Below are 26,705 nucleotides of genomic sequence, written 5' to 3' on the forward strand. Positions count from 1 at the left end.
TAGTCTTTTTATTTTTTTAATATCTATTATCGGGAAGTAGCTCAGCTTGGTAGAGCACTTGGTTTGGGACCAAGGGGTCGCAGGTTCGAATCCTGTCTTCCCGATTTTTTTTGTCTGAAGAGTTTTCTTCAGGCTTTTTTTATTGGTGAGAAATTTATTCATGAGTTATAAATATGTTACAATAAAAAGAAATGAGGAGGAGAATTTTTGAAAGGACAAATAATCAAAGCTCTTAGTGGATTCTATTATGTAGAGTCTGAAGATACTATCTTTCAAACTCGAGCAAGAGGAAACTTCAGAAACAGAAAAATCACGCCACTTGTTGGGGATGAAGTTATTTTTGAAAGTAGTAATCCAACTGATGGATACTTGTTAGAGATACTGCCGAGAAAAAATGAATTGATACGTCCACCAGTGGCCAATGTGGATCAAGGTGTAGTGGTGACAAGTTTGATCCAGCCTAATTTCTCATTTAATCTATTAGATCGGTTTTTAGTTACACTGGAGTATAAAGAGATTGAACCAATTATCTTTTTGAGTAAAACAGACTTAGTGAGTGATCAAAGTGAGGTTCAAAAAATTGCCGCTTTGTACCAACAAATTGGTTACCAAGTCATTGTCTCAAAAGCAGATAATAGCGATCTTCTGGAGTTACAAAGAATTTTCCCGGAGCGACTAACAGTTTTTATGGGACAATCCGGCGCAGGAAAATCCACATTGCTTAACCGAATAGTCCCAGAGCTAGATTTGGAAACGGCCGAAATTTCTGAGTCATTAGGTCGAGGGAAACATACAACGCGACATGTAGAATTATTGACATTATATGATGGGTTAGTGGCTGATACCCCTGGATTCAGCTCAATCGACTTTTTGGAAATTGATAGTGGACAATTGCCTAAACAGTTTCCAGAATTCTTAGCATTGGCACACCAATGTCGTTTTCGTGAGTGTATGCATTTAAATGAGCCAAATTGTGCCGTAAAAGAAGCAGTTGAACAGCAAACAGTTGCACTTACCCGGTATAAAAACTATGTTCAATTTTTAGAGGAGATTGAAAATCGTCGTCCAATTTATAAAAAGAAAAATAAGTGAGGGAAACGAATATGATTAAACTAGCACCATCAATTTTAAGTGCGGATTTTGCGAATCTGCAACGGGATATTGAACTTGTAGAAAAAAACGGCGCGGATTACATCCATATAGATGTAATGGACGGCCAATTTGTTCCTAATATTACTTTAGGACCAAATGTTGTCAAAGCTATTCGTCCGATAACTAAGTTGCCACTGGATGTTCATTTGATGATTACTCAGCCAGAAAATTATATTCATGCGTTTGCCGAAGCTGGTGCCGATATAATTGGAGTTCATGCCGAAGCTACTCCCCACATTCATCGCGCAATTCAAATGATTCTAAATGAAAATGTAAAGGCGGAAATTGTTATCAATCCTGGTACGCCAGTAGCTGCTATCCAACATGTACTATCCATGTGTGATCAAGTATTGGTAATGACTGTGAACCCTGGATTCGGTGGACAATCTTTTATCGAAGAAACAGTTGCTAAAATCAAGGAACTAGCACAATTGAAAGAGAAAAACGGGTATCACTATGATATCGAAGTAGATGGTGGAATCGTTCCAAAAACAGCTCGGATCTGTTTAGAAGCTGGTGCCAATGTGTTTGTTGCTGGTAGCTACATCTACGACGCGGATAGTCCTGCTGATCAAATCAAAGCATTGAAAGAAGTGTTGCAATAAATGAATATTCTTCTAGTTGCAGGTGGCAAAAAGCAAACTTGGCCGTCTCTAAAGAAGTATGATAAATACATTGGTATTGATCGGGGATCATTTTATCTGCTTGAGGAGGATTTACCTTTAGACTTTGCGATTGGTGATTTTGACTCTCTTTCTTCTGAAGAAAGAGAACGAGTGCGACAGAATGCAAAAAATTTTTTTCAAGCTCCGGCAGAAAAAGACGATACGGATACGCAACTCGCATTATTGATGGCTATTGAGCATTTTCCTAATGCAAAGATTGATATTATCGGCGCAACTGGTGGAAGAATCGATCATTTTTTAGCAAATTTATGGATTGTACTGGAGAAACGGTTTCAGCCTTTCGCTCATAATATTAGTTTATTAGATAAGCACAATGTCATTCGTTTCTTTTTACCAGGGAAGTATTCCATACGTAAAGAAAAGGGTATGAAATATCTGGCATATTGTTGTCTGACTCCAATTGACAATCTTTCATTAATGGAAAGCAAATACCTATTGGAAAATGTGAAGGTTGAACATCCTACATCATTTGCTAGTAATGAATTCATAACGGATGAAGCATCCTTTATATTTGAAACGGGAATTATTGCTGTTATTCAAAGCAAAGATTAAGAGACATTCAAGTCTCTTTTTTTATTTTTGAAAATTTCAGAAAGCTAATTACAAAAAAAGCATTAAGACGTACAACTTAACTTTTGTTTACATCGTTTTAGTGGTAAAATTAAGGCTATCAGTTTGGAACTCATTGAGGTGTCTTTGTGAAAAAGTTTAATCCTAATAAAAATATCATAATCACATTAATTATTGTGATTTTAGTTGTTTCTGTGTTGAGTGTGACGATTGCTAGAAGAGCAGTTGGGAATTCATCCAGTTTTGTGCAATCGGCAGTCAACGACACGATTGGTATCGTGGACAAGGTGATTACAGCTCCAGTACGGTGGATCGAAACCGGTGCAAACTCTGTAAAGAAACTTTTTGTCACGTATGAAGAAAATGAACGTTTAAAAGAGAAAATCGATAGTTATGATGAGATCGCTCGATCAAATGAAAATTACAAGCGAGAAATCGAATCATTGAAAGAAGAGCTTGAGTTAAACGAAACATTGACTAACTATGAAAAAATTACTGCCAATGTTATTAATCGTTCACCAGATACATGGCAAGACATGCTTGTTGTGGATCGTGGCACGAAAGATGGTGTTGAAGTAAATATGGCGGTTATGTCCCAAAAAGGTTTGATTGGGCGTGTGATTGAAGTGAATGCAGCATCTTCAAAAATCGAATTGTTGACTTCTGAAAATCAAAATTCAAATCATTTTCCTGTTCGAATCAGTGGGAAAGACGGCGAAACTTTTGGAATTCTAAGTAGTTATGATCAAAAAGAGAAGTCCTTGGTTATCAGTCAATTGACTGGAAGTACACAATTGAAAGAAGGCGATGTTGTACAAACCTCGGGATTAGGAGGGAATTCTCCAGCCGACCTTGCTGTCGGGACAGTTGTTAGTACCACCAAAGATGAATTTGGATTAGATACAAAAGTATATGTAAAACCTTATGCACAAATGTATGATATTCAAGCAGTTACTATTATCAAACGTTTGGCGGGTGACAAATAGGCATGAAAAAAAATACGTATTTAAAGTACTTTGCCGGAGCATTTTTTTTCTTGATGATGTTGTTAGATGGACAATTAACCCGTTTACTTGAGCGCTGGACGCAAGATAATTATATAGCGAGTGCACATTTACTATTGATTGCCTTCCTATGTGGTGCCAGATATTTGCCTAAAAACTACTTGATTATAACTGCATTGATCATTGGATGCTTGTATGACCTTTACTATATTGGCATAATAGGTATTTATGCTGTCGCATTCCCGATGATTGTGTGGATCATGTATATTTTAAATAAAACGCTATACCAAAACATATTCACCATGTTTTTTGGAATGATTATTTTCGTTACGGGTCTTGAAATGGTAACTTTGGGGATACAGTTGTTATTTAAAATAGCAACAGTCAATACTTCATTTTTTGTCTCTCGTTTCTTAGCACCGACACTGCTATTAAATATTATTTTATTTGTTATTTTAGTTATTCCATTCATGAAGCTATTCAAAGAAGAATAGCTTCATTTTTTTGTTATGTATTATATCGAATTTGGTAGATTATTTGAAATCTGTTTGTAACATTCTTTTTATCTGCTTGACATGTATCTATGTTACAATCGCTTTATCGTAAAAAGACTTTAGATATTCTTATATATTTTAAAATTAACTTAAACTTTCAATGAAAAGTCAGGCGGAGGAATGAAGGGTGAAAAAACGTATTCTATCAGTAATATTAGTGAGTTCTATTGCGCTTACTTCAGTTGTAGCACCAACACTTGTCGCAGCAGACGACTTTGATAGCAAAATTGAACAAAAAGATCAAGAAATCAGTAACCTAAAAAATCAACAAGCTGATGCTCAAGCACAAATCAAAGCATTGGAAAATGATGTTGCAGCTATCAATGAAAAAGCTGAAGTATTATTGACGCAACAATCTACTTTACATGCTGATTCAGAAAAATTACAAAAAGAAATCGATGACTTGAATGTTCGTATTGAAAAACGGGAAAAAGCGATTCAAAAACAAGCAAGAGATGTCCAAGTGAATGGACAAAGCACCAATTTTATCGATGCCGTTCTTGAAGCAGATTCTTTAACGGATGCTATCGGTCGCGTTCAAGCTATGACGACGATTGTTAGTGCTAATAACGAATTGGTTCAACAACAAAAAGCGGATCAAGAAGCGGTTAAAACGAAAAAAAATGAAAATGATAAAAAACTAAAAGAAATTGAAGCAAATCAACTTGAACTTGAGAAACAAGTAGGAGCACTTCAAGCGAAGCAAGCAGACTTGAATGTTTTGCAAGCAGATCTTGCTTTGCAACAGTCATCTAAAGAAGATGAAAAAGCCGACCTAGAAAAACAAAAAGAAAGCTATCAGGCTGAACAGGCACGAATTGCTGCCGCAAAAGAAGCGGCAAAAGCAGCTCGAGAACGTGAAGAAGCTGCGCAAGCGGAATCAAGCACAAGTAGTACAACAAAAACAGGCGAATCAACTTCGTCGAATGAGTCAAGCACAAATGAATCAAGCTCAACAAATGAATCTTCCAGTACTAACAGTACCGGAACAAGTGACTCAGTAGAAAATGATACACCAAAACAAGAAACAATTGTAAATAAGCCTGAAAATAAACCAGAAAACAATACAAACGTTCCTTCACAATCTGTAAATGGGTCAGCAATTGTTTCAGAAGCAATGAAATATCTTGGTACACCATATGTCTGGGGCGGAACGACACCGAACGGATTCGATTGTTCTGGTTTTACTCAATATGTGTTTGCAAAAGTAGGAATTTCATTACCTCGTGTGACCTATGATCAAGAGTATTCTGGTACGGTTATCTCAATCAATGAAGCAAAAGCTGGTGACCTATTATTTTGGGGATCGCGCGGAAGTACGCACCACGTGGCTATTGCACTTGGTGGAGGACAATACATTCATGCACCTACCACTGGACAAAGTGTTTCAGTTAGCAGCTACTCTTATTACGCACCAAGTTTTGCTGTGCGTGTTAATTAAATAAAAAATGGTAAAAATAAGGCAATAACTTAAGCTGACGTTTTTCGTCAGCTTTTTTGGTACATTCAAAAGGAGGAAGCATAATCTACGGTTATTCCTTTTTGGAGAAAACCAAATTATACTAGTGTTAGGTAGGTGAGGAGGATGAAGGGGATAAAAGACAGAGGACAAACAATTCAATTTTTAAAACTCTATACCCATTATTTTTCTGATATGATGATGCCAAATGTAAGTATTTTTATTGCATGGGCAGTCATTGCGTTTGCCGTACCCGTACTACATGCGGATCAGGGGATTTTGATCAAGTCAGAAGAAGCTATTTTACATTTTCTCTTACCAATATTGCTTGCTTACACTGGCGGAAAAATGGTTGAACCAACAAGAGGTGGAGTTTCAGGAGCAATTGCGATTTTAGGGATGATTTTAACCTCTCAATTTCCACAAGTTTTTGGAGCAATGATTATCGGTCCGTTAACGGGTGGTATGCTTCGATTCTTTGATCATATCTTTTCTCGAAAAGTAAAGACTGGCTATGAGATGCTCTTTCGTAATTTTTCGGCAGGCTTAATTGGAGGTCTTCTATTTTTATGTAACTTTTTTGTATTTGGCCCTTTGCTCGATCAGCTTAGTCAACAAAGTTATCATTTAGTTGATTTTTTTCTCAAGCAGAATTTATTTCCTGCTATTCATCTTTTTCTGGAGCCACTAAAGGTTCTTTTTTTTAATAATATTATCAATCATGGTCTATTTACGCCGTTGGGTGTTGAAGGCGCCAGTATTCATGGAACGTCGATTTTATTTCTGCTTGAAGCCAATCCTGGTCCTGGTTTAGGCGTCTTGTTTGCATGTATGAGGTATGGTTCTCAAAAAGCAAGAAATGGGGCGACTGCTGCTGCATTTGTGCAAGCTATAGGAGGTATTCATGAAGTTTATTTCCCATTTATCTTAATGAACCCATTATTGATTATCGCACCGATTTTAGGTGGAGCTACTGGTACATTTATTTTTCAAATGAGTAAAGTTGGCTTGCGATCACCGGCTTCACCAGGTTCTATTTTGGCTATCTTAACAAATACGCCAAATCACATGTGGTCAGGCGTATTAGCTGGAGTATTAGTAAGCACGCTTGTATCTTTTTTTGTTGCCTATTTTGTTTTGACCTATCACTCAGTGAATGAAAAAAGTACGGAAGGAACAATATGTATGGATAAAGTAAAGAGAATTATCGTTGCATGCGACGCAGGGATGGGATCTAGCGCAATTGGGGCAAGCTTATTAACTAAACATTTAGAAGAAGCAGCCATTTCCATACCTGTCGATTATAAATCAATTTATCAGTTGAAGGATGGAGAAGATCTTTTAGTTATTACCCAATCAGGGCTTGGTGCTTTAGCTCAAACTAAGACACCTCAAGCACAACATTACTTCTTGAGTAACTTTTTAGCGGAATCAGAGTATGAAACACTAGTTAAACTTTTAAAGCAAGAGCAAGAAACGGTAGCAAATGTTTCTTTTAAAATTGGGGAAAAAATCCCAACATTGATTTTTTTGTATGAAGGCAAGAAAAGAGGCGCTCAAACGATGGCTGTTGCAATCGTTCGTAAAATTGCCAATGAATTAGCCATACCTATTGAGGTAAAGAAAGAAGATATTGAGACAACCCAGTTTAATCCAGAGGCATTATATATCGTTCAAAAAGATTTTCAGCAAATGGCTGCATTAACAAATGTCACCCACTTAGTTGTCGATGATTTAGTGACAACTTCCAAATATCGTCAATTGATGACAGAAGGAGTCGCCTATGTTCTTGACTAAGCGTGAAACTATTTTGTTGACTGAGCTAATGAACAGTAATGGTCCTGTTTCTATGGACCGAATGATGCAGCTTTTGAAAGTAAGTAAGCGGACTGTCTACCGCGAACTAGCCAATTTAGAGAATTCGTTGCGTACTGTAGGGGCATCCTTAGAAAAAGAAGGTCGTGGACATTTTCGAGTCATTGTCGGGAATAGTATCACTCAGTTGCAAGAAGCAATTATGTCTGATCCATCCCAAGAGTTTGCGTCAATAGAGCGACAACATCGGATTTTGCTGCAATTGGCAACTACTGCTAAGCCGATTAGTAGCCATCGTTTTTTAGAGCTCTATCAAATCAGTAATACTACTTTTTTTTCTGATATTAAACAATTAGAAGAAAGTTTGGCGCGCCTTCCGTTGACAATTATCCGTAATCAAGGATATGAGCTCAAAGGACCAGAAAAACATCGACGTTTAGTAGCAGCAAATACGTTGATGATGGAAATAAATGAATACCAGTTTTTTCATTTTCCTGAAGCAGAACAAACGGCGCATTTTTTATTTGAGTTTATTGAAAAACAGTACTTGATTTTAGCACAAGATCTTATAAGAGAAGTGGTTGAACCTAAATATCCTGAGCTAAGTGATCGCAAGTTGGCTTTTATTGGTATTATGCTTGCTTTAGCCATGGAGCGAGTAGCAACAGGATTTTCAGTAGAGGAAGAAAGTTATCCAAGTCAAATCAACAAAGATTTGCTGAAGGTAGCTAAACAGATTTTTGCTCAAGTTGCTGAACAAACGAAGCGGTTGTATTCGGTTAATGAAATAGTTTTTTTTGCGATTTTATTAGGGGATTTTTCTAATTCTTTTGACCGCGATTTTTTTGAAGAGAATTTTGATACAACTTTGGCATATCAGGTAAAACGGTTGATCGAACTGATTAGCCAGCACACTGAGGTTGATTTTTTTGAAGATGAAATTTTATATAAAATGTTGCTAACACATATTTCTGGGGTAATGACCCGAGCGATTTTGGAAGAAAACCATCTAAACAATCCAATTTTAGAAAAAATAATGAAACAATATGAGGAAATTGCAGAAGCAATCCGTTTAAGCTTACCGCTTGTTTTCCCACAACAGCAGTTTTCGATAGAAGAAATTGCCTATATGGTATTGCACTTCGCAAACTCATTAGAAAAGAATCCTAAAGTGATGGAAGTCAATATTGCAGGTGTATCACCAAGCGGACTGGCTTCAATTAGTTTGTTAGAGATGCAGCTAAGAAAGCAATTTCCATTTATCAATAAAATTACTTTTTTCCGTGTGGGGGATATTGAACAGGATAAAATTGAGGGCAACTACGATTTGGTGATTTCCACATCTTTGTTGCCAGGTTATCGAGGAAAATATAAGCTAGTATCTCCTATTTTATTGGAAGAAGACATTCAGGAACTAAAAGAAGAATTTCGTCTGCTTAGTCAGAAAAAGAGACTTTCTCATGCTATACCTACGCCAGTTTCTACTAGGGAAGAAGATACCTATGAAGATGTTCTAGCATTTATTGAGGAGATTAATCGCTTATTAGAATTGTTTACTCTTCAAACGATTGACAATGGTCCCAACTTAGAAGAAACATTATCTGAAGTGATGAAACATTTTTCCAAAGCATTAGTACAAGACAGAAAAAAAGTAGCCAATAAATTAGTGAAGCGCTATTTACAAGCCCCTGTTGGAATACCGAATACTCACTTTGCCCTTTTTCATGCGTCAAGTACAGAAATTTTGCAACCAGTTTTCAAAATCTTTGATTTATCACAAGGACTATCACTTTATGCGATGGATAAACAAGAGATTAAGGTAACTCGTTTGTTAGTTATGCTCGCTCCTTATCCAATCGATGAGCAAAGCAGTAAAATCTTAGGGAGGATTAGCGGTTCCATCATTATGAATGATCTCAATACAGAAATATTTAATTCAGGAAATTTTTCCATCATTTATCAATTGCTTGCTACGCTTTTGATTGAAGAAGTCAAACAATAATGGGGAGGAGAAAATAGTGGATATTCCAGCAGCACATATTTTGTTAGATCAGCGATTCCAAAGTGCAGAAGAAGCATTGCATGAGATAGGTACATTCCTAGTAGACCAAAAAATGGTTCAACCTCAGTATATAAACAGTTTAATTCAGCGACACAAAAAATATGGTGTTTATATAGGAAACTTTGTGGCCTTGCCTCACGGAGAAGAAGAGGCAGACAAATGGATTAATGAAGAAGGGATTTGTCTTGTTCAAGTACCAGACGGTGTCGATTTTGGCGATGCAAAAGAATCAAAGGTCACTACGATTCTGTTTGTGGTTGTTCTCAAAGAAAAGCAGTTGTCATGCTTGCAAGAAATTGCTTTTTTTTGTTCAGATATCCAAAATGTAAAACTATTAAGCGACGCTGCTACAATAGAGGAAGTCCAAAAAATACTATCGCTAGAAGAGTAGAAAAGGGAATTTATTGATTAGTCATGCATTATGCATGGCTTTTTTTGTAGATAAGAGACAAACTTTGGCACAGTTTCCTGTGACAAAGTACGACTTTCGAAGCATCGGGAAAGCGCCTACAATCAAGGTGTAAAAACAAGTTGGGAGGAGAATGAAGATGGAACAAGTACAAGCAGACAGGAAGGCGTCTTTAAAGTCGAGAGTCCAAAAACTAGGTAGTACATTGTCGAGTATGGTAATGCCCAATATTGGCGCATTGATTGCATGGGGCGTGTTAACGGCTCTCTTTATTCCAGATGGCTATCTGCCAAATGAATCCTTTGCTTCAATGGTCGGTCCGATGCTGACTTATCTAATACCGATACTGATTGGATACACGGGCGGGAAAGTAATTGCTGGAGATCGGGGCGCAGTTGTTGGGGCAATCGCTACAATGGGGGTCATTGTGGGAACAGACATCCCGATGCTTTTAGGTGCAATGATTATGGGGCCATTAGGCGGATATACGATTAAGAAGTTCGATGAATTTTTTCAAGATAAAGTGCGGGCAGGCTTTGAGATGCTGGTCAATAATTTTTCTGCGGGTCTTCTAGGTTTTGCTTTGGCTCTGTTGGGCTTTGTTGTCATTGGACCTGTGGTAAACACATTGACAGAAGCAATGGCAGCAGGCGTTGCAGTGATTGTCAATGCACATCTGATTCCATTAGCAAATATTTTTATTGAACCTGCCAAAATCCTATTTTTGAATAATGCCATCAATCACGGAATTCTGACTCCATTAGGTACGGAACAAGTAAGCGAGTTTGGTAAATCAATTCTATATTTATTAGAGGCAAACCCAGGGCCCGGATTAGGTGTTTTATTGGCATTCACTTTCTTTGGCAAAGGCGCGGCAAAATCATCTGCTCCAGGAGCAATCATTATCCACTTTATAGGTGGTATTCATGAAATCTATTTCCCATATGTGATGATGAAGCCATTAATGTTTTTAGCTGTTATTGCAGGAGGTGTTTCTGGGAGTTTCACTTTTCAATTATTAGGTGCAGGTTTAAGGGCACCAGCTTCTCCAGGTTCGATTATTGCTATTTTAGCGATGACACCATTTAATTCAGTGATGAGTGTCGTCTCTGTTTTAGCAGGGATTGCTGTTGGAGCAACCGTATCATTTCTTGTGGCGGCAGCAATTCTAAAAGCCGATGCCAAAGATACTGTAGATAATTTTGATGAGAAGGTACAGGAAATACACCAAGCTAAACAGCGTTCAAAAGGAGTGGCTCTAGAATCGTTAACAGGCATTCAGAAGATTATTTTTGCCTGCGATGCTGGTATGGGTTCAAGTGCAATGGGGGCTTCCATTTTGCGTAAGAAAGTTAAAGATGCTGGTTTGGCACAACAAGTCACCAATCAAGCAATCAATAATCTGACAGATGATGCGCATACATTGATTGTGACACAAAAAGAGTTACAAGAGCGGGCAAAATTAAAAGCACCAAATGCAACATTTGTTGCTGTAGAAAATTTTTTGAATTCTCCTAAATATAATGAGATCGTGGCAACATTATCGGGCTCAGGAGTTGAGGAAGAGAAAAAAACGAAAGCAGTAAATCATAAGCCACTGCCTCTAGAGGAATTAAAGGGCATTCATGAAGTTATTCTTGCCCATGACGATCGTGAAGGCTCAGCGACCATGGCGAGAAAGGTTTTTCAAGACTTATTAGCGAAAGAATCTCTCTCATTATCACTTAAAAAGGTTCATATCGATAATCTAAAAGCGGATGCTTCATCATTGGTAATTACCAAAGAAGAGTTGACAAAGCAAGCGCGGTCGCTAGCACCAGAGGCAGTCCATCTATCTGTCAGCAATTTGATGCGAACGTCAAACTACCAGCGAGTAATCACAACACTTAAAGAAGCTCTTTAAGGAGGAAGAAAAATGAAACTATTAGAAAAAGAAATGATTGAGCTGAATCAACAGTTTGCGAACAAAGAAGAAGCGATTCGTTATTGTGGGAAAAAACTTGTTGAGGCCGGATATGTTGATCCGGAATACGTCAACGCTATGATCGAACGAGATGCAATGTTATCTGTCTACATGGGGAATTTCATAGCTATACCACACGGGACAGATGAAGCAAAAAAATATGTCAAAAAATCTGGTATCTGCATTGTTCAAGTGCCTGAGGGCGTAAATTTCGGGACAGATGAGGATGAAAAAATCGTTACGGTATTATTTGGCATTGCTGGAATAGGTGAAGATCATTTGCAGTTGGTACAACAAATCGCTCTCTTCTGTAGCGATATCGATAATGTGGTCGAATTAGCGGATGCTTTGAGTAAAGAAGAAGTCGCCGCTAATCTAACAGTGGCATAGGAGGGGAAAAAGATGAGAGCAGTTCATTTTGGTGCAGGGAATATTGGTCGAGGGTTTATCGGAGAGATTTTGGCAGCAAACGGTTTTGAAATAACCTTTGTTGATGTAAATGAAACGATTATTGCTGCGCTTCAACAACGTAAATCCTATACAATTGAATTAGCAGATGAGGACCGCGAACAGATTTTTATTGAACACGTGACAGGAATCAATAACGCAAAAGAACCGGATGCGGTTGTTCAAGCAATTGTCGAAGCCGATATTTTAACCACTGCCATTGGCCCTGCAGTATTGCCTCGCATTGCACCGCTCATTGCAAAAGGGCTGGATCAGCGAGCAATCAAGAAAAAGGAGCAAGCGATTGATGTCATCGCTTGCGAAAATATGATCGGCGGATCCACTTTTCTAAAAGAGGAAGTAGAAAAGTATAGCCAACAACTCGCTTACCTGGAGAATAATGTTGGTTTTCCAGATGCAGCAGTGGATCGCATTGTTCCGATGCAACAACATGATGATCCTTTGCTGGTTCAAGTGGAACCATTTTGTGAGTGGGTAGTTCAAGAAACAACAATGAAATCAGTACTTCGTCTACAAGGCGTGCAATACGTACCAGATCTGAAACCTTATATCGAGCGTAAATTGTTTAGTGTGAACACAGGTCATGCTACAGTAGCTTATACAGGAGCCCTACAAGGCTATGAGACCATCGATGAAGCCATGCGTGACCATCTAGTTGTGATTCAGCTGAAATCCGTTCTAGAAGAAACTGGTCAACTTTTAGTCGCCAAATGGGATTTTGATCCTGATGAGCATGAACAGTATATTGAAAAAATTATTCAACGATTCAAAAATAACTACATTTCGGATGCTATTGCTCGAGTAGCCCGCACCCCTTTGCGAAAATTAAGTGCACAAGAACGATTTATCCGCCCCGTCCTTGAATTGCAAATGAGAAATGTACAACCGTTCCATCTCTATGAAACGATTGGTATGATTTTCAACTATCATGATCCAGAGGACGAGCAAAGTCAACAATTGAGAGAGTTACTGGAAGCAGCTAATCTTTCTCAAGTGATCACAGAAGTCACAGGGGTAGAGGATCAGAGAATCATTGAGAAGATCAAACAAAACATTGAAAAATATGCTTATGTAGCTGCATGATCATTGGCTGCCGATTGCTATTCCAAATCATGGATAAGCCATCGGCAGTCAGTGGTTTTTGGTCTATTTTGGCAGGAAGTTTGACCTTCTGAATCATTCACGTGATAATAAAGGGAGAAATGAGGGATCGGGATGGAGAGATGGTTTGAAGAAGCCCAACTACATGTGATTGAATTACCTATCAGTTGGCAAGATGGTCGTCCTTGTTATAGTGCGTTTATTCGAGAATTGCCAATGCTGCAGGCAGAAGGTGGTTCACGGAAAGATGTCTATCGACAATTGGCGGAAGCCTATCAGATCTATTGGGAAAAACACCAACAAACGGAAGAAGAGGAGATGACTTCTTCTTTGCTATCACTAGATGAATTGCTTAAATATTATGATGGTGAGACATTTGATGGTTTTGACATTTCTATGGATGAATAGAAATATTAATAAAAAGAACTTGCGAACAAAGACAGCAGGTAAAATCGCTAAAGGATAGAAAAATAGGGAGTACGATATTCGTACACCCTATTTGTGAGTTCTTCGTTTAAAATTTAGGCTTTATTTGTTGCCTTCAAGTGCTGTTGTAATGGCTTGATTAAATGCATCCAAATCATCAGGATTACGACTAGTGATCAAATGATACGTGTCATCAATCACCACAGGCTCATCTTTGACAGTAGCACCTGCATATGTTAAATCTGGACGAATGGAATCATAGCCAGTCAATGTTAATTCTTTTGTCAATCCGGTTTGAATAAAGAGTTGAGGTCCATGACAGATAGCAAAAACTGGTTTTTCAGATGTCAGAAACTCTTTGGTCAAAGTGACATAGCGTTCATCTGTACGTAATTGGTCTGGAGAAAAGCCACCAGGAATCAACAAAGCATCAAAATCGGAAAAATTGATTGTATCAATAGACGCGTCAACTGCAAAAGTGGTCCCTTTTTTTCCTGTGACAGAGTCCACGCCTTCATTACTGATAATGACAACTTCATGTCCAGCATTTTCCAGTGCTTCTTTTGGCGAGGTTACTTCAATATCTTCAACTAGATCGGTAATGATAGTGGCAATTTTACTCATCAAATCTCCTCCTTAAAAATTATGCTTTTATTCATCTTCAATTTCTATGCTAACGAAGATTCATACTGCTGACAAATAATCTGTTTAGAACAAAAATAAATTAGATAAAAAAGAAAGAGAGAAAAAAATGGCAACAATTCAATTATTTATTACAGATGAGCCGCTCGTTTTTGAAAAAGCTGTCTTGCAATTTATGGGCGAAGAGCAAATAGTCGAAAAGAATCTGAGGTTCAAAGATGCTACTATAGAATTATCAAAGGAAGTAGAATCTACATGTGTCTCATTGGTCAAGCAAGGCATTCTATGGCTGGAAGAAACCGGTGAAGAAGAGGACTATATTGACTTACTTTATTTGGATTTTCAAAATACAACTCATTCAAAGATAGCGGCTACTATTTTGTCACGCCCTTTTTATCAAGTAGAAGAAACGCTACAACCTATTCTTGAGGAAGTTGGAGACGTTCTCGCGGAGAAATTCTTTGAGGAATGGAGCAATCAATTAGCCGAATTGTCTGATGATGAACTGTCCTATGCTTATTTCATCGACGGTGCTCGGATCACTTTAGAATTGACTGAGCCATTTGAGCTACAAGAATCGATCTTACTAAAAGAGCTGATAGTGGATTATCACTCTGCGTTAACTCGTTCTGTACAAAAGTTTTACGAATTTCTTATTTAGGACCTAGCAGAAGCTAGGTTTTTGTTTGTAACCGAAAACATTTTTACTTTTTTTTAAATCTGTTCCGTTAATCCTTCGTAGTCTTGACCATTTCCAAGGAAAGAACTATAAAGAAAGTAAGTACTCAATGAGTGCAAAAAAGATAAGAATCAAGACAAGGATGGAAAATTATGCGAAAAGTACCTCCTATTTTGAAACCAATTGCTCTCTTGACCATTTCAACCATCATCGCTACTGCAACTGGTGTTGTGAATTCCAGTAGCTATCGGCAGTCAAATGGAACCAGTCACTCGACTGAGATTACTGAAACGACCGAAACTAGCGTTGTTAGTCACTCGCAATCGGTAGATAGTCAACCTGTGTCTGAAAGCACAGAACCTTCAACATCAGCTGAAGATCATGGAGGCACTACATCTTCCACAACAAACAATCAGCGAACAGTTCCTTCATCTTCGATAGAGGATAGCTCTACACCACCAGCTACAGATGCCCCTTCTTCAGAGAACGGGCAAAGCGAAGAAACGACGCCGTCAAGTCAGGATCAGAATGCGGCTGACCAAGAAGCAGTCATCAATGAGGATCAAGAAAATGAGTAGGTGAATAAATGACTTTTTTATTAGATATGATCAATGGGATTCATAAGTTCTTAGGTTATCTGGATATTAGTCCTAAATACTTGAATCGGGCCTATACATTACTTAGTTTGATTCCAACGGCTTATATTCTGCGTATTGTTTACGGTCTTTATCTCAATCAAAATTATTTCCAGATGGCTTTATACGGGATAGGATTCTGCGTGTTGCTCTATTTCTGGGTTCTAAATATTTTTTATTACTTTTTTGATAAAAATCTTAAGGTAGATATCACTCAGCTTTTTGTGAAGTATTTACCTGATGAAGTATTCAATATTGAAGGAGAAAAAATCAGCACCACACAAATCGATCGTTTATCAACAGAGAAAGCAGTTATTGATTTTGAAGAAGACTATCAACTGGTTTTGGCTGATTATTTACAGAAACTCATTTCAAAAGATGAATTAGCAACGAATGCTATCGCACAAGGATTTGTGATTCCTAAAAATACCCTTTATCCCTATTACTTTGTCAAACAACGGTCAGATTCTGAATACTCGTTGCAAATTGGTACGAGCTATAGTGACTTAACAACAATTGGTCGTATCCATTGGAACGGGGAAAAAGCTTTGGAACCAGTTGGGTTGTTCATTACTGGCGGAGATTTTGTCAAAAATGATGTAAAATATCATGAACCGTATAGTTTGAAGCTTTATGTCAAAAAAGAAGAACTACCCACAGCAACAACTCGACAAGCTTATCGTCAAACTGGTAAGGTAAGGTAGAAATACAACAAAAAAGACTTCAGAAATATCAGTTTCTGAAGTCTTTTTTGCTTTTTGCGATAATTCAATTATTCGATTGGAATATGCTTACCTGGCGCGTCTTTGTAACTTGCCTTTGGTAAATTCAAGGAAAGGACCCCATCTTCGAACCGTGCTTTGATCGCTTCTTCATCAATGTCAGGTATAGTGAATGCACGTTGATAAGCACTGCTAGATCGTTCTTTACGCAAGTAGTGACCAAGATCATCTTTCTCTTCGCTTTCTTCAATTTGGGAAGCAGAAATTGTCAGAGTATCATTCACGAAACTAACACGGATATTTTCTTTTTTTATACCAGGAAGATCAGCTTTGACTACATAATGATCTTCATATTCTTTAATATCTGTATTCATTTGTCGTTCTTGCCAGAAACTGTTCATCAATTTGCCTAATAGTTCTTCTCCACCAGGTAGATCTCTAGGAATTAGATTTGCCATAATTTCCCCTGCCTTCTTGATCAAATTTGTTACTCTTATTTTACGAGGAACGATTTCAAAGAGCAACCCAAAAGCTGATAAAGATCAAAAACAGGAGAAATCTCTCAACTATCTTTAAAGAATCTGCTATGATAGAACTAGTTAACTATCAGATGATTGGGTGAATAAGATGGAAATTATTGAAAAAGCGCCTGCTAAGATAAATCTAGGACTTGATGTTTTGGGTAAGCGAGCAGACGGTTACCATGAATTGGAAATGGTGATGTCCAGTGTTGATCTAGCCGACCGTCTGATAATGGAAGAGCTAGAAGAAGATAAAATCATTATCGAAACCAATAAGGCCTTCCTGCCGATCGATAAACGCAATAATGTATATCAAGCAGCCAGTATTGTCAAAAAACGCTATGGTATCAATAAAGGCATCTTGATTCGGATCACGAAAAATATCCCTGTAGCAGCAGGCCTTGGCGGTGGCAGTACAGATTGTGCAGCAGCGCTAAGGGGGATGGACCGCTTATGGCAATTAGGTCTGACGATGCCGGAATTGATCGATATAGGAATGGAAGTAGGTACTGATGTCCCTTATTGCATTTATGGAACGACTGCGTTCATCTCCGGTAAAGGAGAGAAAGTCACGCCGTTGCGCCCGATGCCGCAGTGCTGGGTGGTCTTAGTCAAGCCCCGACTAAGTGTTTCAACAGGTAAAATTTTTCAAGAAGTTGATCTAGATCAGTTGCATCATCCAGATATCCAAGAACTTTCTGATGCAATTCTTGCTGAAGATTATCAACGAATGATTGCTGCAATGGGAAATAGTTTGGAATCGATCACGATTCCTAAACATCCAGTCGTACAACAAATCAAGGAACGAATGATGAAATATGGTGCGGATGTGGCGCTGATGACTGGAAGTGGACCGACTGTTTTTGCCTTGTGCCAGAAATACTCACGGGCTCAGCGAGTGTATAATGCTTTAAAAGGTTTTTGTGAAGAGGTTTATCTAGTTCGCACATTAAAATAGTAGGAAACAAAAGGACAGAGTAAAAAACAGATGCACACATTCAAAAAATGTGACATCTGTTTTTTGCTTAGCGGATATATGAATCAATTTTCCCATGTTTTCCGATTTACTCGCAGGGGAACGCTCTAAATCGGAAAACATACGATTTGTCTTGACGAATGAAGTTTCCTTTGGTAGAGTAATTTTTGCTGATAAATCGGACTAGTTCCGTTTTAATAAGAAAAGGGGAATCATCATGAAAAAATTACTAGCTCTATTTTTGCTTACCAGTACTTTTTTATTAGGGGCTTGCGGAAAAGGATCAGAACAAGTCGCAGAAGAAAGTCAGGATTTGCAGGTTATCACGACTTTTTATCCAATGTATGAGTTTACCAAAGAGGTTGTTGGAGATACAGGTAAAGTATCTTTGCTTATCCCGGCGGGCACAGAACCCCATGATTATGAACCTAGCGCGAAAGATATGGCAAAAATTATGGATGCAGATGCTTTTGTGTACAATAGTCCGGAATTGGAAACATGGGTGCCAACAATGACCGATTCGATCGATACTGACAAAACAGTTGTGATCGAAGCGGCCAAAGAGATTGATTTAGCTGAAAATGAAGATCATGGAGAAACAGAAACAGAAGCAGAACATGGGACAGAGGCCCATACCCATGAATTAGATCCGCATGTGTGGACAGATCCAGTAATGGCAATCAAAGAAGTTGAAACGATTCGAGATCAGTTAAGCGAGAAATTTCCAACGCAAGCAGCTACATTTAAAAAGAATGCTGCTGCTTATATTGAGCAATTGAACGCATTGGATCAAGAGTACACTGCTGCTTTGAAAGATGCGGTCAATCGAACATTTGTCACACAACATGCCGCTTTTGGATATTTGGCAAAACAATATGATCTAGTCCAAGAATCGATTGCTGGATTATCTCCAGATCAAGAACCAACTCCTAGTCGGTTAGCAGAGCTAAAAGAATATGTTGAGGATCATCAAGTCAAAGTTATCTATTTTGAAGAAAATGCTTCTTCTAAAGTCGCGGAAACTTTAGCAAATGAGACTGGGGTTGAATTGGCTGTATTGAATCCGTTAGAAAGTTTGACGGAAAAACAGATTAGTGATGGAGAAACATATCTCACAGTAATGAAGGAAAATCTGCAAGCTTTACAAAAAAGTATCAAGTAAGGAGGCATATCTGTGCGTTATATCGATGTAAAAGGACTAACGTTTTATTATGATGATGAGCCTGTATTAGAGGATATCTCTTATTTTGTTGAAGATGGGGAATTCGTCATTCTAACAGGAGAAAATGGGGCTGCAAAGTCTACCTTGATCAAAGCAACGTTAGGGTTGTTGAAGCCATCAAAGGGAGAAGTAACACTGGCTACCAAAAACAGAGAAGGACAAAAGCTAAGTGTAGGCTATATCCCGCAACAAATTGCCTCGTTCAATGTAGGCTTTCCAAGTACAGTCTTAGAATTGGTCCAATCTGGCCGTTATTCGAAAGACCGATGGTTCAAGAAGCTGACAAAGCGGGATCATGAACATGTTCGGCGAGCATTGGATGCAGTAGGTATGTGGGAAATGCGCAAAAAACGGATTGGTGAACTGTCCGGAGGGCAAAAACAGCGAATCAGTTTAGCACGTATCTTTGCGACTGATCCAGATTTATTTATTTTGGATGAACCAACGACAGGGATGGATGAGCAATCACGAAACTTATTTTATGAATTACTGCGTCACAATGCACACGATCATGGGAAATCGATTTTGATGATCACCCACGATCACGAAGATATTAAGGAATATGCGGATCGACAAATTCGGTTGGTTCGGAAGGAGGATTCACCATGGCGTTGCTTTCATATGAATTCATGAGGCGTGCTTTTTTGGCTGCAATTTTTATTGCCGGAATCGCACCTATGCTAGGTGTGTTTCTTGTGATCCGAAGACAGTCTTTGATGGCCGATACACTCTCACATGTTTCATTAGCTGGTGTAGCATTAGGCTTTTTTCTTAATTTGAATCCAGATCTCACGACCTTATTGATCGTAATCATCGCCGCGGTCATTTTGGAATATTTACGAACACTTTATCGGAGTTATTCAGAGATCTCGATTGCGATTTTGATGTCAGGAGGTTTGGCATTAGCATTGGTCCTTATGAATCTGAGTGGAGGAAACTCAGCGACCAGTATCCAATCCTATCTCTTTGGTTCCATCGTGACCATTACCCAAGACCAAGTTTGGTTTCTAGGCTTTTTATTTTTAGCTGTGTTCGTTCTCTTCTTTCTATTCAAACGTCCGATGTATGTCCTGACTTTTGACGAGGATACGGCTCATGTAGACCGTTTGCCAGTGCGGATAATGTCGATGCTTTTCAATGTTTTGACAGGGATTGCTATCGCTATGATGATTCCCATCGCTGGTGCGTTACTGATTTCTGCGATTATGGTATTGCCAGCTGCAATCAGTATGCGGTTAGGCAAGAGTTTTAATGCGGTGATTTTGATCAGTGTCTTGATTGGTCTATTCGGTATGCTGTCGGGATTGACTAGCTCTTTTTATCTCGATACACCTCCAGGTGCTACGATCACATTAGTATTTATCGGTTTGTTTTTAGTCATCAATGTGGTCAAGCGTATTGTCATTCTTTTCCAACGAAAACAACGGTTAAAACGATAAGAAACGAAAATTTTTCGTTTCTTTTTTTCTTTGATTGAATGAAAAGCGAACAATTCGTTAGATTTTCAAGATAATGCTCGCATTTATACGCAAAAAGCCTTATAATAAGACGAATAAATTAAAGGAGTGGGCATGTGTGAAAATTCGTCGAAGTGAACGATTGATAGATATGACACATTATTTATTGAATCATCCGCATGAATTGATTTCATTGTCATTTTTTTCAAAACGCTATGCTTCTGCTAAATCATCGATCAGTGAAGATCTAGCGATTATCAAAAAGACCTTCAAAGAACGTGGTACGGGAACTCTCGATACAATTCCAGGTGCAGCTGGCGGTGTTTTTTTTGTGCCTGAGATTTCAAAAGAAGAAGCCTATGCCTATGTTGAAGGGTTAGCGGAACGCCTTTCTGAGCAAGATCGACTGCTGCCTGGTGGTTACGTTTATCTCTCGGATTTACTTGGAGAACCTGAGCTACTGCGGCAAGTAGGCCGTATCATTGCTTCGAAGTATCTGGATAAACAAATTGATGCAGTCATGACTGTTGCTACTAAAGGAGTACCAATCGCACAAGCGGTATCCTATTATTTAAATGTTCCCTTTGTGATCGTTCGACGAGATTCTAAAATTACGGAAGGGTCAACAGTCAGCGTGAACTATGTTTCTGGGTCATCTGAACGAATCGAGAAGATGGAATTATCAAAGCGTAGCTTAAAACGCGGTTCCAAAGTCTTAGTCGTAGATGACTTTATGAAAGGCGGCGGCACTGTGAACGGCATGAAGAGCTTGATCGAAGAATTTGAAGCTGAACTCGTTGGCATCACGGTTTTTGCGGAAGCTAAATTTAAAGGAAAACGTGCAATTTCTGATTATAGTTCGCTGCTGTTTGTTGAAGACGTTGATACTCAGACGAAAACGATCTCGGTCGTACCGGGGAATTATTTTGAAACAAAAGACTGATTTTGAATCAGTCTTTTTTAATTGGTCTAGTTGTGTTTTTCCTTATATATTGAAAACCATCCTTAGTTGGGCTAAACTGGACATATACAGAAATCAATCAGTCGGAATCGATAGGAGTGGAACACGTGAAATCACGTTTTGCAATTATACTTGCCGCAGGCAAAGGTACTAGAATGAAATCCAAGTTATACAAGGTTTTGCATCCCGTTTGCGGAAAACCTATGGTAGAACATATCATGAATCGCGTAGTGGAAACAGAACCTGATGCAATCGTAACAATCGTCGGACATGGAGCAGAAATGGTCAAACAACAATTAGGGGACCGCAGTGAGTATGCTTTACAAGCAGAACAGTTAGGAACTGGTCATGCAGTTGTTCAGGCCGAGCCTTTCTTAAGAGGAAAACGGGGAACAACGTTAGTAATCAGTGGAGACACCCCATTACTAACGACTGAGACATTGAATAATCTTTTTGAGTTCCATCAGGAACAAAAAGCCTCAGCAACGATTCTAACTGCGCAAGCTGAAGATCCGACCGGATATGGTCGAATTGTACGCAATCAAATGGGTGTCGTAGAAAAAATCGTGGAACAAAAAGATGCCTCTGTGGAAGAGGCGATGATCCAAGAAATCAATACGGGAACATATTGTTTTGACAATGAATTATTATTTGATGCATTGGCAAAATTAGATACCGATAATGCACAAGGGGAATATTATCTAACAGATATTATTGAGATCTTGAAAGCAGAAGGGAAGATTGTAGCTGCTTATCAAACGGACGATTTCAATGAGTCATTAGGAGTCAATGATCGATTAGCGCTGGCAGAAGCGAATCGTTTGATGCGCAAGCGTATCAATCAGCAACATATGCGCAATGGTGTGACATTGATCGACCCTGATACTACTTATATTGATGATGGCGTGGAAATTGGAGCAGACACATTGATTGAAGCTGGTGTCGTCATCAAGGGTGCAACGAAAATTGGTGAAGACTGTGTCATCACTGCATCTTCTCAAATCATAGACAGTCAAATTGGTGATGATGTAACGATCAAGGCATCTGTGGTGGAAGAAAGTCGAATCAACAACGGGGCAGATGTCGGACCCAATGCACACCTGCGTCCAAAAGCAGACATTAAAGAAAGAGCCCATATTGGTAATTTCGTAGAAATAAAAAATGCAACAATTGGTGAGGGAACAAAAGTAGGGCATCTCTCTTATGTCGGAGATGCAACGCTAGGAAAAAATATCAATGTTGGTTGCGGCGTCGTCTTTGTAAATTATGATGGCAAAAATAAATTCAAGACAGTTGTCGGAGACAATTGTTTTATCGGCTCTGGTTCGAATTTAGTGGCGCCATTGCAGATTGAGGAAGAAACCATGATCGCTGCTGGCTCTACAATCACAAAAGATATTCCTAAACATAGCATGGCGATTGCCCGAGCAAGGCAGGAAAACAAAGAAGGCTATGCAAAAAAATTGCCTTATTTGAATGAAGAAACTGCGAAATGACTTGATTTATTTAGCAAAAATGACTACTATTTACTAGGAAGAAGATTCTGGTGAACTAGTAGTCTTTTTGCCAGATGAACGCAAAGAAAGTGGAGGTTCTCATGTCAAATCATTATTTTGATCCAAGATTGAAGATTTTTTCGCTGAATTCTAATCGTCCGTTAGCTGAAAAAATCGCAGCTGCAGTAGGTGTGGAATTAGGTAAGTGTTCAGTGAACCAATTTAGCGATGGCGAGATTCAAGTTAACATTGAAGAAAGTATCCGTGGTTCACATGTCTATGTTATTCAATCCACAAGCAGTCCAGTAAACGATAACCTAATGGAGCTACTGATCATGATTGATGCCTTGAAACGTGCAAGTGCGAAAACAATCAATGTAGTGATGCCTTACTATGGTTATGCGAGACAAGACCGTAAAGCTCGTTCCCGCGAACCAATCACTGCTAAATTGGTGGCGAACATGATCGAAAAAGCTGGCGCAAATCGTATGGTTACCTTAGATCTACATGCTTCACAAATCCAAGGCTTTTTTGATATTCCTGTAGATCACTTGATGGGTGCACCATTGATTGCTAATTATTTCTTGGAAAGAGATATTCAAGGAGATGACGTTGTAGTCGTTTCACCAGACCACGGCGGAGTGACTCGTGCGCGTAAATTAGCAGAATTCTTGAAATCACCAATTGCGATCATTGATAAACGACGTCCAAAAGCAAATGTTGCTGAAGTAATGAATATCATTGGTCACGTAGAAGGCAAAACGTGTGTCTTGATCGACGACATGATCGATACGGCCGGAACAATTACTCTAGCAGCGAACGCATTAAAACAAGCTGGTGCAAAAAGTGTTTATGCTTCATGTACTCATCCTGTTTTATCAGGACCTGCTTTGCAACGGATCGAAGATTCAGCTATCGAGCACTTAGTAGTTACGGATTCAATTTTCTTGCCAGAAGATCGTAAATCTGAAAAAATTGACGAAATCAGTGTTAGTGCATTGATGGGAGAAGCAATCAAACGAATCCATGAGAATAAACCTGTTAGTCCACTGTTTGAATCAAAATTATCGATTTAAAAATGATAACCCAAAAGAAGCATCTCGACTAGACACGGTTGAGATGTTTCTTTTTTTATCAGAGCGAGTTTTCTTTTCTTTTTTTTATTTTGTGGTATTCTTGAAGATGACTTGCAGCAGTGCAAGCAAAATAAAATAGAATCTAATCACAAAGGGGAGTCTGAAAAGGCTGAGAATGAGAGTACTCTAAACCCTTCGTACCTGTTTCGATCATGCGAACGTAGGAATTGTGACGAGTTGAAGTGTCTAACACTTCTCCTTTGTGAATTGTGATGATTCTAAAGGAGGAGTTTTTTTGTGGGAAATGGTACAAAAATTTGGATAGAGGGAACGATTATGGCGGCACTGGCGATGGTACTATCGCTGATTCCTTTAGACTTTGGAAGTAGTTTTTCAATTTCTTTAGGACAGATTCCATTAACAATCTTTGCTATCCGTAGAGGCTGGAAGCCAGGATTAATGGCAGGATTGGTTTGGGGATTGCTGCATTTCCCATTAGGTAAAGTCTGGTTTTTGAGTGTTCTTCAAGTATTGATCGAGTACCCATTTGCTTTTACATTTGTGGGTTTTGCCGGACTTTATGCAAATAAAATTCATTTGGCGATTAGAAATGGTTCGAAGGGTAGCGTGCAACGACTACTTGTACAAGCAACATTCACAGGCGCATTTGCTCGTTATTTTTGGCATTTCCTTGCCGGCTGGGTTTACTGGGGAGCATATGCTCTCTGGGGGATGAAACCTTGGCTTTTCTCTCTGGTAATGAATACCGCCAGCGGACTTGCTACGGCAATCGTCACGGCAATTATCTTACTAATTGCTTATCGAACATCCCCAGAGGTATTTGTACCTAAGGACGATTATTTAAATCGGACTGCTTAAAAAAAGACTTGTTCTCCAAAATCAAAATAGGAGAGCAAGTCATTTTTTATCGATAAAACCAAAAGCTAGATCGTCTTGATCCAATTCCAACTGCCATTCTTTTTTATTTGCAAAGTAGCGAAGCGTTGCCACTTGATAGTCTTCTTTCAGAGAGAGGTGACTATTTTTGAGCCCAGATTCCTCGACTAAGTAAATCGGGATTGTGTAGGTTTTATCGACCAATTGTTCTTGATGGAAACATAAGATGATTCCTTCCTGCATGACTCCCCGCAAGTCTTTGAGAAGATTTAAATCAAGTTTAGAGACCGGAGTAGGCTTTTTGAAGAAAGAGAGTCGATCATTTATTTTTTCTAGAACGATGTGCGTGATTTTGTCAGCCAAAATTCGGTAATATTCTTCCAGGTAGCGGTAGTAAACACGGGAACGCTGATCTTTGAGGTCGAAATAAACAAAGTTGTTTTGTAGTTTGTAGAAAAACGGAGAATGAAGATGCGTTTTCATATGCCCGAAATATAACAATTCTGAAATTTCTAGCGGTGTTAGCTCTTTTACCATTTCTAAATCATTAAAGTCGATCCATTTGATTTCTTCTGTGATCCGTCCGCGGTTGAGTTGTTGAAAGAAAAGGTGAACATCTTCAATGCCTCGGATAATCTTTAGCCCTGTATGCGACTCAAATTCACCAAATTCACTAGAGGGATCAAGCAACAACAGATTTTTTGGCTGGTGAACGATACTCTTGTTGAAATCTTGAGCATCCACTCCGCGAGTCGAAACGGCATTGCTGGTTGTATCAATATGTACATAAATCGTGTTCGACATGCCAATTAATCCCTCCCTGATAATAAGTTCATTCTACAATAAAGTGTATCAAATTGCTTGTATCTTTTCGTTTAAAGTTATATTACAAAATAACGGAAAAAACAATTTTTAAGATTGCGTTTTTTTATGAAGCAAAAAACTTTGCTTTTTTATTAAAAAAAATCCAAAATTGGCGCTTCTGCAGTGATTTTGTTATGATAGGAGTAATAAAAATTGGAGACGAAAAACGATGAAAAAGAAACGAACTTTGTTCCATTGGCTCTCGAATCTATTCTTGGTCCTTTTGTTATTGATTGGTCTTGCTTTGATTTTTAATAATCAAATCAAAAATTTTCTGATCAAACACAACGGAGATGCTTACGCAGTTTCCGAGATCTCTAGAGCCGATGTCAAAAAGAATATGGAGGCAGACACTACTTTTGATTTTGATGCCGTTGAACCGGCCAGCTCAGAAGCAGTTCTTAAAGCGCAACTAAGTAACAGCACATTACCAGTGATCGGTGGTGTAGCGATACCTAGCGTAGCGATTAATTTGCCGATTTTTAAAGGGTTATCGAATGAAGCTCTGCTATATGGAGCAGGAACTCTTAGCCCAACACAAAAAATGGGCGAAGGAAATTATGCACTAGCTAGCCATCGTGCGCAATCGCCAGACCTTTTGTTCACACCTCTAGATGATGTAGCTATTGGCGCAACAATTTATATTACGGATTTAGAAAATATTTATACATATACAGCAACTTCAACCGTGCGGGTTCAGCCAACAGATGTTTACTTATTGGATGAAGTAGCAGGAAGAAAAATGATCACATTAATTACATGTGGTGAAATGGGTGGAGTAACCAGACGTGTGGTTCAGGGTGATCTTGAATCGGTTACACCAGTTGCTGATGCGACAGACGAGATGCGGGCCGCATTCAATATGGAACAGCGGACTTTTTAAATGAT

28 protein-coding genes, 1 tRNA gene and 1 riboswitch are annotated in these 26,705 nt (G+C 38.7%); of the genes, 26 read left to right on the forward strand and 3 right to left on the reverse strand.

The window, feature by feature from the left end:
- Positions 1-30 precede the first annotated feature (30 nt).
- The 14 genes from EG2_RS12395 (at position 31) to EG2_RS12460 (ending at position 13,651) form a co-directional block, all read left to right on the forward strand.
- A tRNA-Pro gene (locus EG2_RS12395) sits at positions 31-104 on the forward strand.
- Positions 105-207: 103 nt separating this feature from the next.
- Positions 208-1,092, forward strand: coding sequence for a ribosome small subunit-dependent GTPase A (gene rsgA, locus EG2_RS12400; RefSeq protein ID WP_003128803.1), 885 nt, complete (start codon positions 208-210; stop codon positions 1,090-1,092).
- 11 nt (positions 1,093-1,103) lie between these two features.
- Positions 1,104-1,757, forward strand: coding sequence for a ribulose-phosphate 3-epimerase (gene rpe / locus EG2_RS12405; RefSeq protein ID WP_081131189.1), 654 nt, complete (start codon positions 1,104-1,106; stop codon positions 1,755-1,757).
- Positions 1,758-2,390: a thiamine diphosphokinase gene (locus EG2_RS12410; protein WP_060815003.1), complete on the forward strand. Its 633-nt coding sequence runs from the start codon at positions 1,758-1,760 to the stop codon at positions 2,388-2,390. It begins immediately after the preceding gene.
- A 146-nt stretch (positions 2,391-2,536) separates the two neighbouring features.
- Positions 2,537-3,394: a rod shape-determining protein MreC gene (gene mreC, locus EG2_RS12415; RefSeq protein WP_005469711.1), complete on the forward strand. Its 858-nt coding sequence runs from the start codon at positions 2,537-2,539 to the stop codon at positions 3,392-3,394.
- 2 nt (positions 3,395-3,396) lie between these two features.
- Entirely contained in the window at positions 3,397-3,906 is a 510-nt protein-coding gene (gene mreD / locus EG2_RS12420) for a rod shape-determining protein MreD (protein ID WP_060815004.1), read from the forward strand.
- A gap of 187 nt (positions 3,907-4,093) precedes the next feature.
- Positions 4,094-5,407: a C40 family peptidase gene (locus EG2_RS12425; RefSeq protein WP_060815005.1), complete on the forward strand. Its 1,314-nt coding sequence runs from the start codon at positions 4,094-4,096 to the stop codon at positions 5,405-5,407.
- Positions 5,408-5,551: 144 nt separating this feature from the next.
- Positions 5,552-7,222, forward strand: a complete 1,671-nt coding sequence (locus EG2_RS12430; protein WP_082709566.1) for a PTS transporter subunit EIIC — start codon at positions 5,552-5,554, stop codon at positions 7,220-7,222.
- Positions 7,209-9,242, forward strand: a complete 2,034-nt coding sequence (locus EG2_RS12435; protein ID WP_060815006.1) for a BglG family transcription antiterminator — start codon at positions 7,209-7,211, stop codon at positions 9,240-9,242. The genes EG2_RS12430 and EG2_RS12435 overlap by 14 nt, the downstream gene beginning before the upstream one ends.
- Positions 9,243-9,255: 13 nt before the next feature.
- Positions 9,256-9,693, forward strand: a complete 438-nt coding sequence (locus EG2_RS12440; protein ID WP_060815035.1) for a PTS sugar transporter subunit IIA — start codon at positions 9,256-9,258, stop codon at positions 9,691-9,693.
- Positions 9,694-9,850: 157 nt separating this feature from the next.
- Positions 9,851-11,614: a PTS mannitol transporter subunit IICBA gene (locus tag EG2_RS12445; protein WP_060815007.1), complete on the forward strand. Its 1,764-nt coding sequence runs from the start codon at positions 9,851-9,853 to the stop codon at positions 11,612-11,614.
- Positions 11,615-11,626: 12 nt separating this feature from the next.
- The gene (locus EG2_RS12450) at positions 11,627-12,064 is read left to right on the forward strand and encodes a PTS sugar transporter subunit IIA (protein ID WP_003128815.1); all 438 of its coding nucleotides are present in this window, start codon (positions 11,627-11,629) and stop codon (positions 12,062-12,064) included.
- Positions 12,065-12,076: 12 nt separating this feature from the next.
- Positions 12,077-13,225: a mannitol-1-phosphate 5-dehydrogenase gene (locus EG2_RS12455; protein ID WP_060815008.1), complete on the forward strand. Its 1,149-nt coding sequence runs from the start codon at positions 12,077-12,079 to the stop codon at positions 13,223-13,225.
- A 132-nt stretch (positions 13,226-13,357) separates the two neighbouring features.
- Complete coding sequence (locus EG2_RS12460; protein ID WP_005469722.1) at positions 13,358-13,651, forward strand: hypothetical protein; 294 nt, start codon at positions 13,358-13,360, stop codon at positions 13,649-13,651.
- 120 nt (positions 13,652-13,771) lie between these two features.
- On the opposite strand, the gene EG2_RS12465 is transcribed toward EG2_RS12460, so the two are convergent.
- Positions 13,772-14,293, reverse strand: coding sequence for a type 1 glutamine amidotransferase domain-containing protein (locus EG2_RS12465; protein WP_003128819.1), 522 nt, complete (start codon positions 14,291-14,293; stop codon positions 13,772-13,774).
- 127 nt (positions 14,294-14,420) lie between these two features.
- Between EG2_RS12465 and EG2_RS12470 the strand changes: the two genes are divergently transcribed.
- The 3 genes from EG2_RS12470 (at position 14,421) to EG2_RS12480 (ending at position 16,329) form a co-directional block, all read left to right on the forward strand.
- Positions 14,421-14,972: a hypothetical protein gene (locus EG2_RS12470; RefSeq protein ID WP_060815009.1), complete on the forward strand. Its 552-nt coding sequence runs from the start codon at positions 14,421-14,423 to the stop codon at positions 14,970-14,972.
- 170 nt (positions 14,973-15,142) lie between these two features.
- Positions 15,143-15,568: a hypothetical protein gene (locus tag EG2_RS12475; RefSeq protein ID WP_060815010.1), complete on the forward strand. Its 426-nt coding sequence runs from the start codon at positions 15,143-15,145 to the stop codon at positions 15,566-15,568.
- 8 nt (positions 15,569-15,576) lie between these two features.
- A complete protein-coding gene (locus EG2_RS12480) occupies positions 15,577-16,329 on the forward strand; it encodes a DUF6681 family protein (RefSeq protein WP_060815011.1) in 753 nt (250 codons plus the stop codon).
- A gap of 68 nt (positions 16,330-16,397) precedes the next feature.
- Here EG2_RS12480 and EG2_RS12485 read toward each other — a convergent pair whose 3' ends face one another.
- Positions 16,398-16,805, reverse strand: coding sequence for an Hsp20/alpha crystallin family protein (locus EG2_RS12485; RefSeq protein ID WP_005469744.1), 408 nt, complete (start codon positions 16,803-16,805; stop codon positions 16,398-16,400).
- Positions 16,806-16,974: 169 nt separating this feature from the next.
- Here EG2_RS12485 and ispE point away from each other — a divergent pair, with 169 nt between their 5' ends.
- From ispE to thiT, 8 genes are all read left to right on the forward strand, one after another.
- On the forward strand, positions 16,975-17,826 hold the full coding sequence (gene ispE, locus EG2_RS12490; RefSeq protein WP_003128827.1) for a 4-(cytidine 5'-diphospho)-2-C-methyl-D-erythritol kinase: 852 nt from the start codon (positions 16,975-16,977) through the stop codon (positions 17,824-17,826).
- A gap of 235 nt (positions 17,827-18,061) precedes the next feature.
- Entirely contained in the window at positions 18,062-19,006 is a 945-nt protein-coding gene (locus tag EG2_RS12495; RefSeq protein ID WP_060815012.1) for a metal ABC transporter substrate-binding protein, read from the forward strand.
- A 12-nt stretch (positions 19,007-19,018) separates the two neighbouring features.
- Positions 19,019-19,699: a metal ABC transporter ATP-binding protein gene (locus tag EG2_RS12500; protein WP_060815013.1), complete on the forward strand. Its 681-nt coding sequence runs from the start codon at positions 19,019-19,021 to the stop codon at positions 19,697-19,699.
- Positions 19,672-20,505, forward strand: coding sequence for a metal ABC transporter permease (locus tag EG2_RS12505; protein WP_003128830.1), 834 nt, complete (start codon positions 19,672-19,674; stop codon positions 20,503-20,505). Before EG2_RS12500 ends, EG2_RS12505 begins: the two co-directional genes overlap by 28 nt.
- A 136-nt stretch (positions 20,506-20,641) precedes the next feature.
- On the forward strand, positions 20,642-21,466 hold the full coding sequence (gene purR / locus EG2_RS12510) for a pur operon repressor (RefSeq protein ID WP_003128831.1): 825 nt from the start codon (positions 20,642-20,644) through the stop codon (positions 21,464-21,466).
- Positions 21,467-21,591: 125 nt separating this feature from the next.
- Entirely contained in the window at positions 21,592-22,980 is a 1,389-nt protein-coding gene (gene glmU / locus EG2_RS12515) for a bifunctional UDP-N-acetylglucosamine diphosphorylase/glucosamine-1-phosphate N-acetyltransferase GlmU (protein WP_060815014.1), read from the forward strand.
- A gap of 101 nt (positions 22,981-23,081) precedes the next feature.
- Positions 23,082-24,056 (forward strand): ribose-phosphate diphosphokinase, encoded by a 975-nt coding sequence (locus EG2_RS12520; protein WP_003128833.1) that lies wholly within the window; start codon positions 23,082-23,084, stop codon positions 24,054-24,056.
- A 142-nt stretch (positions 24,057-24,198) separates the two neighbouring features.
- A riboswitch (TPP riboswitch) is annotated at positions 24,199-24,300 on the forward strand.
- A 92-nt stretch (positions 24,301-24,392) separates the two neighbouring features.
- A complete protein-coding gene (thiT, locus tag EG2_RS12525) occupies positions 24,393-24,935 on the forward strand; it encodes an energy-coupled thiamine transporter ThiT (RefSeq protein WP_042620412.1) in 543 nt (180 codons plus the stop codon).
- A 39-nt stretch (positions 24,936-24,974) separates the two neighbouring features.
- On the opposite strand, the gene EG2_RS12530 is transcribed toward thiT, so the two are convergent.
- Entirely contained in the window at positions 24,975-25,757 is a 783-nt protein-coding gene (locus EG2_RS12530) for a hypothetical protein (RefSeq protein WP_003128835.1), read from the reverse strand.
- Positions 25,758-25,986: 229 nt separating this feature from the next.
- On the opposite strand from EG2_RS12530, the gene EG2_RS12540 reads away from it, so the two are divergent.
- Entirely contained in the window at positions 25,987-26,700 is a 714-nt protein-coding gene (locus EG2_RS12540; protein WP_003128837.1) for a class A sortase, read from the forward strand.
- Positions 26,701-26,705 lie beyond the last annotated feature (5 nt).

This window comes from Enterococcus gallinarum NBRC 100675, assembly GCF_001544275.1.
Classification (GTDB): domain Bacteria; phylum Bacillota; class Bacilli; order Lactobacillales; family Enterococcaceae; genus Enterococcus_D; species Enterococcus_D gallinarum.

Coding starts and splice junctions, on each gene's coding strand:
- EG2_RS12475 (WP_060815010.1), top strand. CDS start 15,143: ATGCGAAAAGTACCTCCTATTTTGAAACCAATTGCTCTCTTGACCATT.
- EG2_RS12410 (WP_060815003.1), top strand. CDS start 1,758: ATGAATATTCTTCTAGTTGCAGGTGGCAAAAAGCAAACTTGGCCGTCT.
- EG2_RS12495 (WP_060815012.1), top strand. CDS start 18,062: ATGAAAAAATTACTAGCTCTATTTTTGCTTACCAGTACTTTTTTATTA.
- EG2_RS12540 (WP_003128837.1), top strand. CDS start 25,987: ATGAAAAAGAAACGAACTTTGTTCCATTGGCTCTCGAATCTATTCTTG.
- rpe (WP_081131189.1), top strand. CDS start 1,104: ATGATTAAACTAGCACCATCAATTTTAAGTGCGGATTTTGCGAATCTG.
- thiT (WP_042620412.1), top strand. CDS start 24,393: ATGGCGGCACTGGCGATGGTACTATCGCTGATTCCTTTAGACTTTGGA.
- EG2_RS12460 (WP_005469722.1), top strand. CDS start 13,358: ATGGAGAGATGGTTTGAAGAAGCCCAACTACATGTGATTGAATTACCT.
- EG2_RS12485 (WP_005469744.1), bottom strand. CDS start 16,805: ATGGCAAATCTAATTCCTAGAGATCTACCTGGTGGAGAAGAACTATTA.
- EG2_RS12520 (WP_003128833.1), top strand. CDS start 23,082: ATGTCAAATCATTATTTTGATCCAAGATTGAAGATTTTTTCGCTGAAT.
- mreD (WP_060815004.1), top strand. CDS start 3,397: ATGAAAAAAAATACGTATTTAAAGTACTTTGCCGGAGCATTTTTTTTC.
- EG2_RS12435 (WP_060815006.1), top strand. CDS start 7,209: ATGTTCTTGACTAAGCGTGAAACTATTTTGTTGACTGAGCTAATGAAC.
- EG2_RS12445 (WP_060815007.1), top strand. CDS start 9,851: ATGGAACAAGTACAAGCAGACAGGAAGGCGTCTTTAAAGTCGAGAGTC.
- EG2_RS12530 (WP_003128835.1), bottom strand. CDS start 25,757: ATGTCGAACACGATTTATGTACATATTGATACAACCAGCAATGCCGTT.
- EG2_RS12505 (WP_003128830.1), top strand. CDS start 19,672: ATGGCGTTGCTTTCATATGAATTCATGAGGCGTGCTTTTTTGGCTGCA.
- EG2_RS12450 (WP_003128815.1), top strand. CDS start 11,627: ATGAAACTATTAGAAAAAGAAATGATTGAGCTGAATCAACAGTTTGCG.
- EG2_RS12455 (WP_060815008.1), top strand. CDS start 12,077: ATGAGAGCAGTTCATTTTGGTGCAGGGAATATTGGTCGAGGGTTTATC.
- EG2_RS12470 (WP_060815009.1), top strand. CDS start 14,421: ATGGCAACAATTCAATTATTTATTACAGATGAGCCGCTCGTTTTTGAA.
- EG2_RS12465 (WP_003128819.1), bottom strand. CDS start 14,293: ATGAGTAAAATTGCCACTATCATTACCGATCTAGTTGAAGATATTGAA.
- ispE (WP_003128827.1), top strand. CDS start 16,975: ATGGAAATTATTGAAAAAGCGCCTGCTAAGATAAATCTAGGACTTGAT.
- EG2_RS12480 (WP_060815011.1), top strand. CDS start 15,577: ATGACTTTTTTATTAGATATGATCAATGGGATTCATAAGTTCTTAGGT.
- EG2_RS12430 (WP_082709566.1), top strand. CDS start 5,552: ATGAAGGGGATAAAAGACAGAGGACAAACAATTCAATTTTTAAAACTC.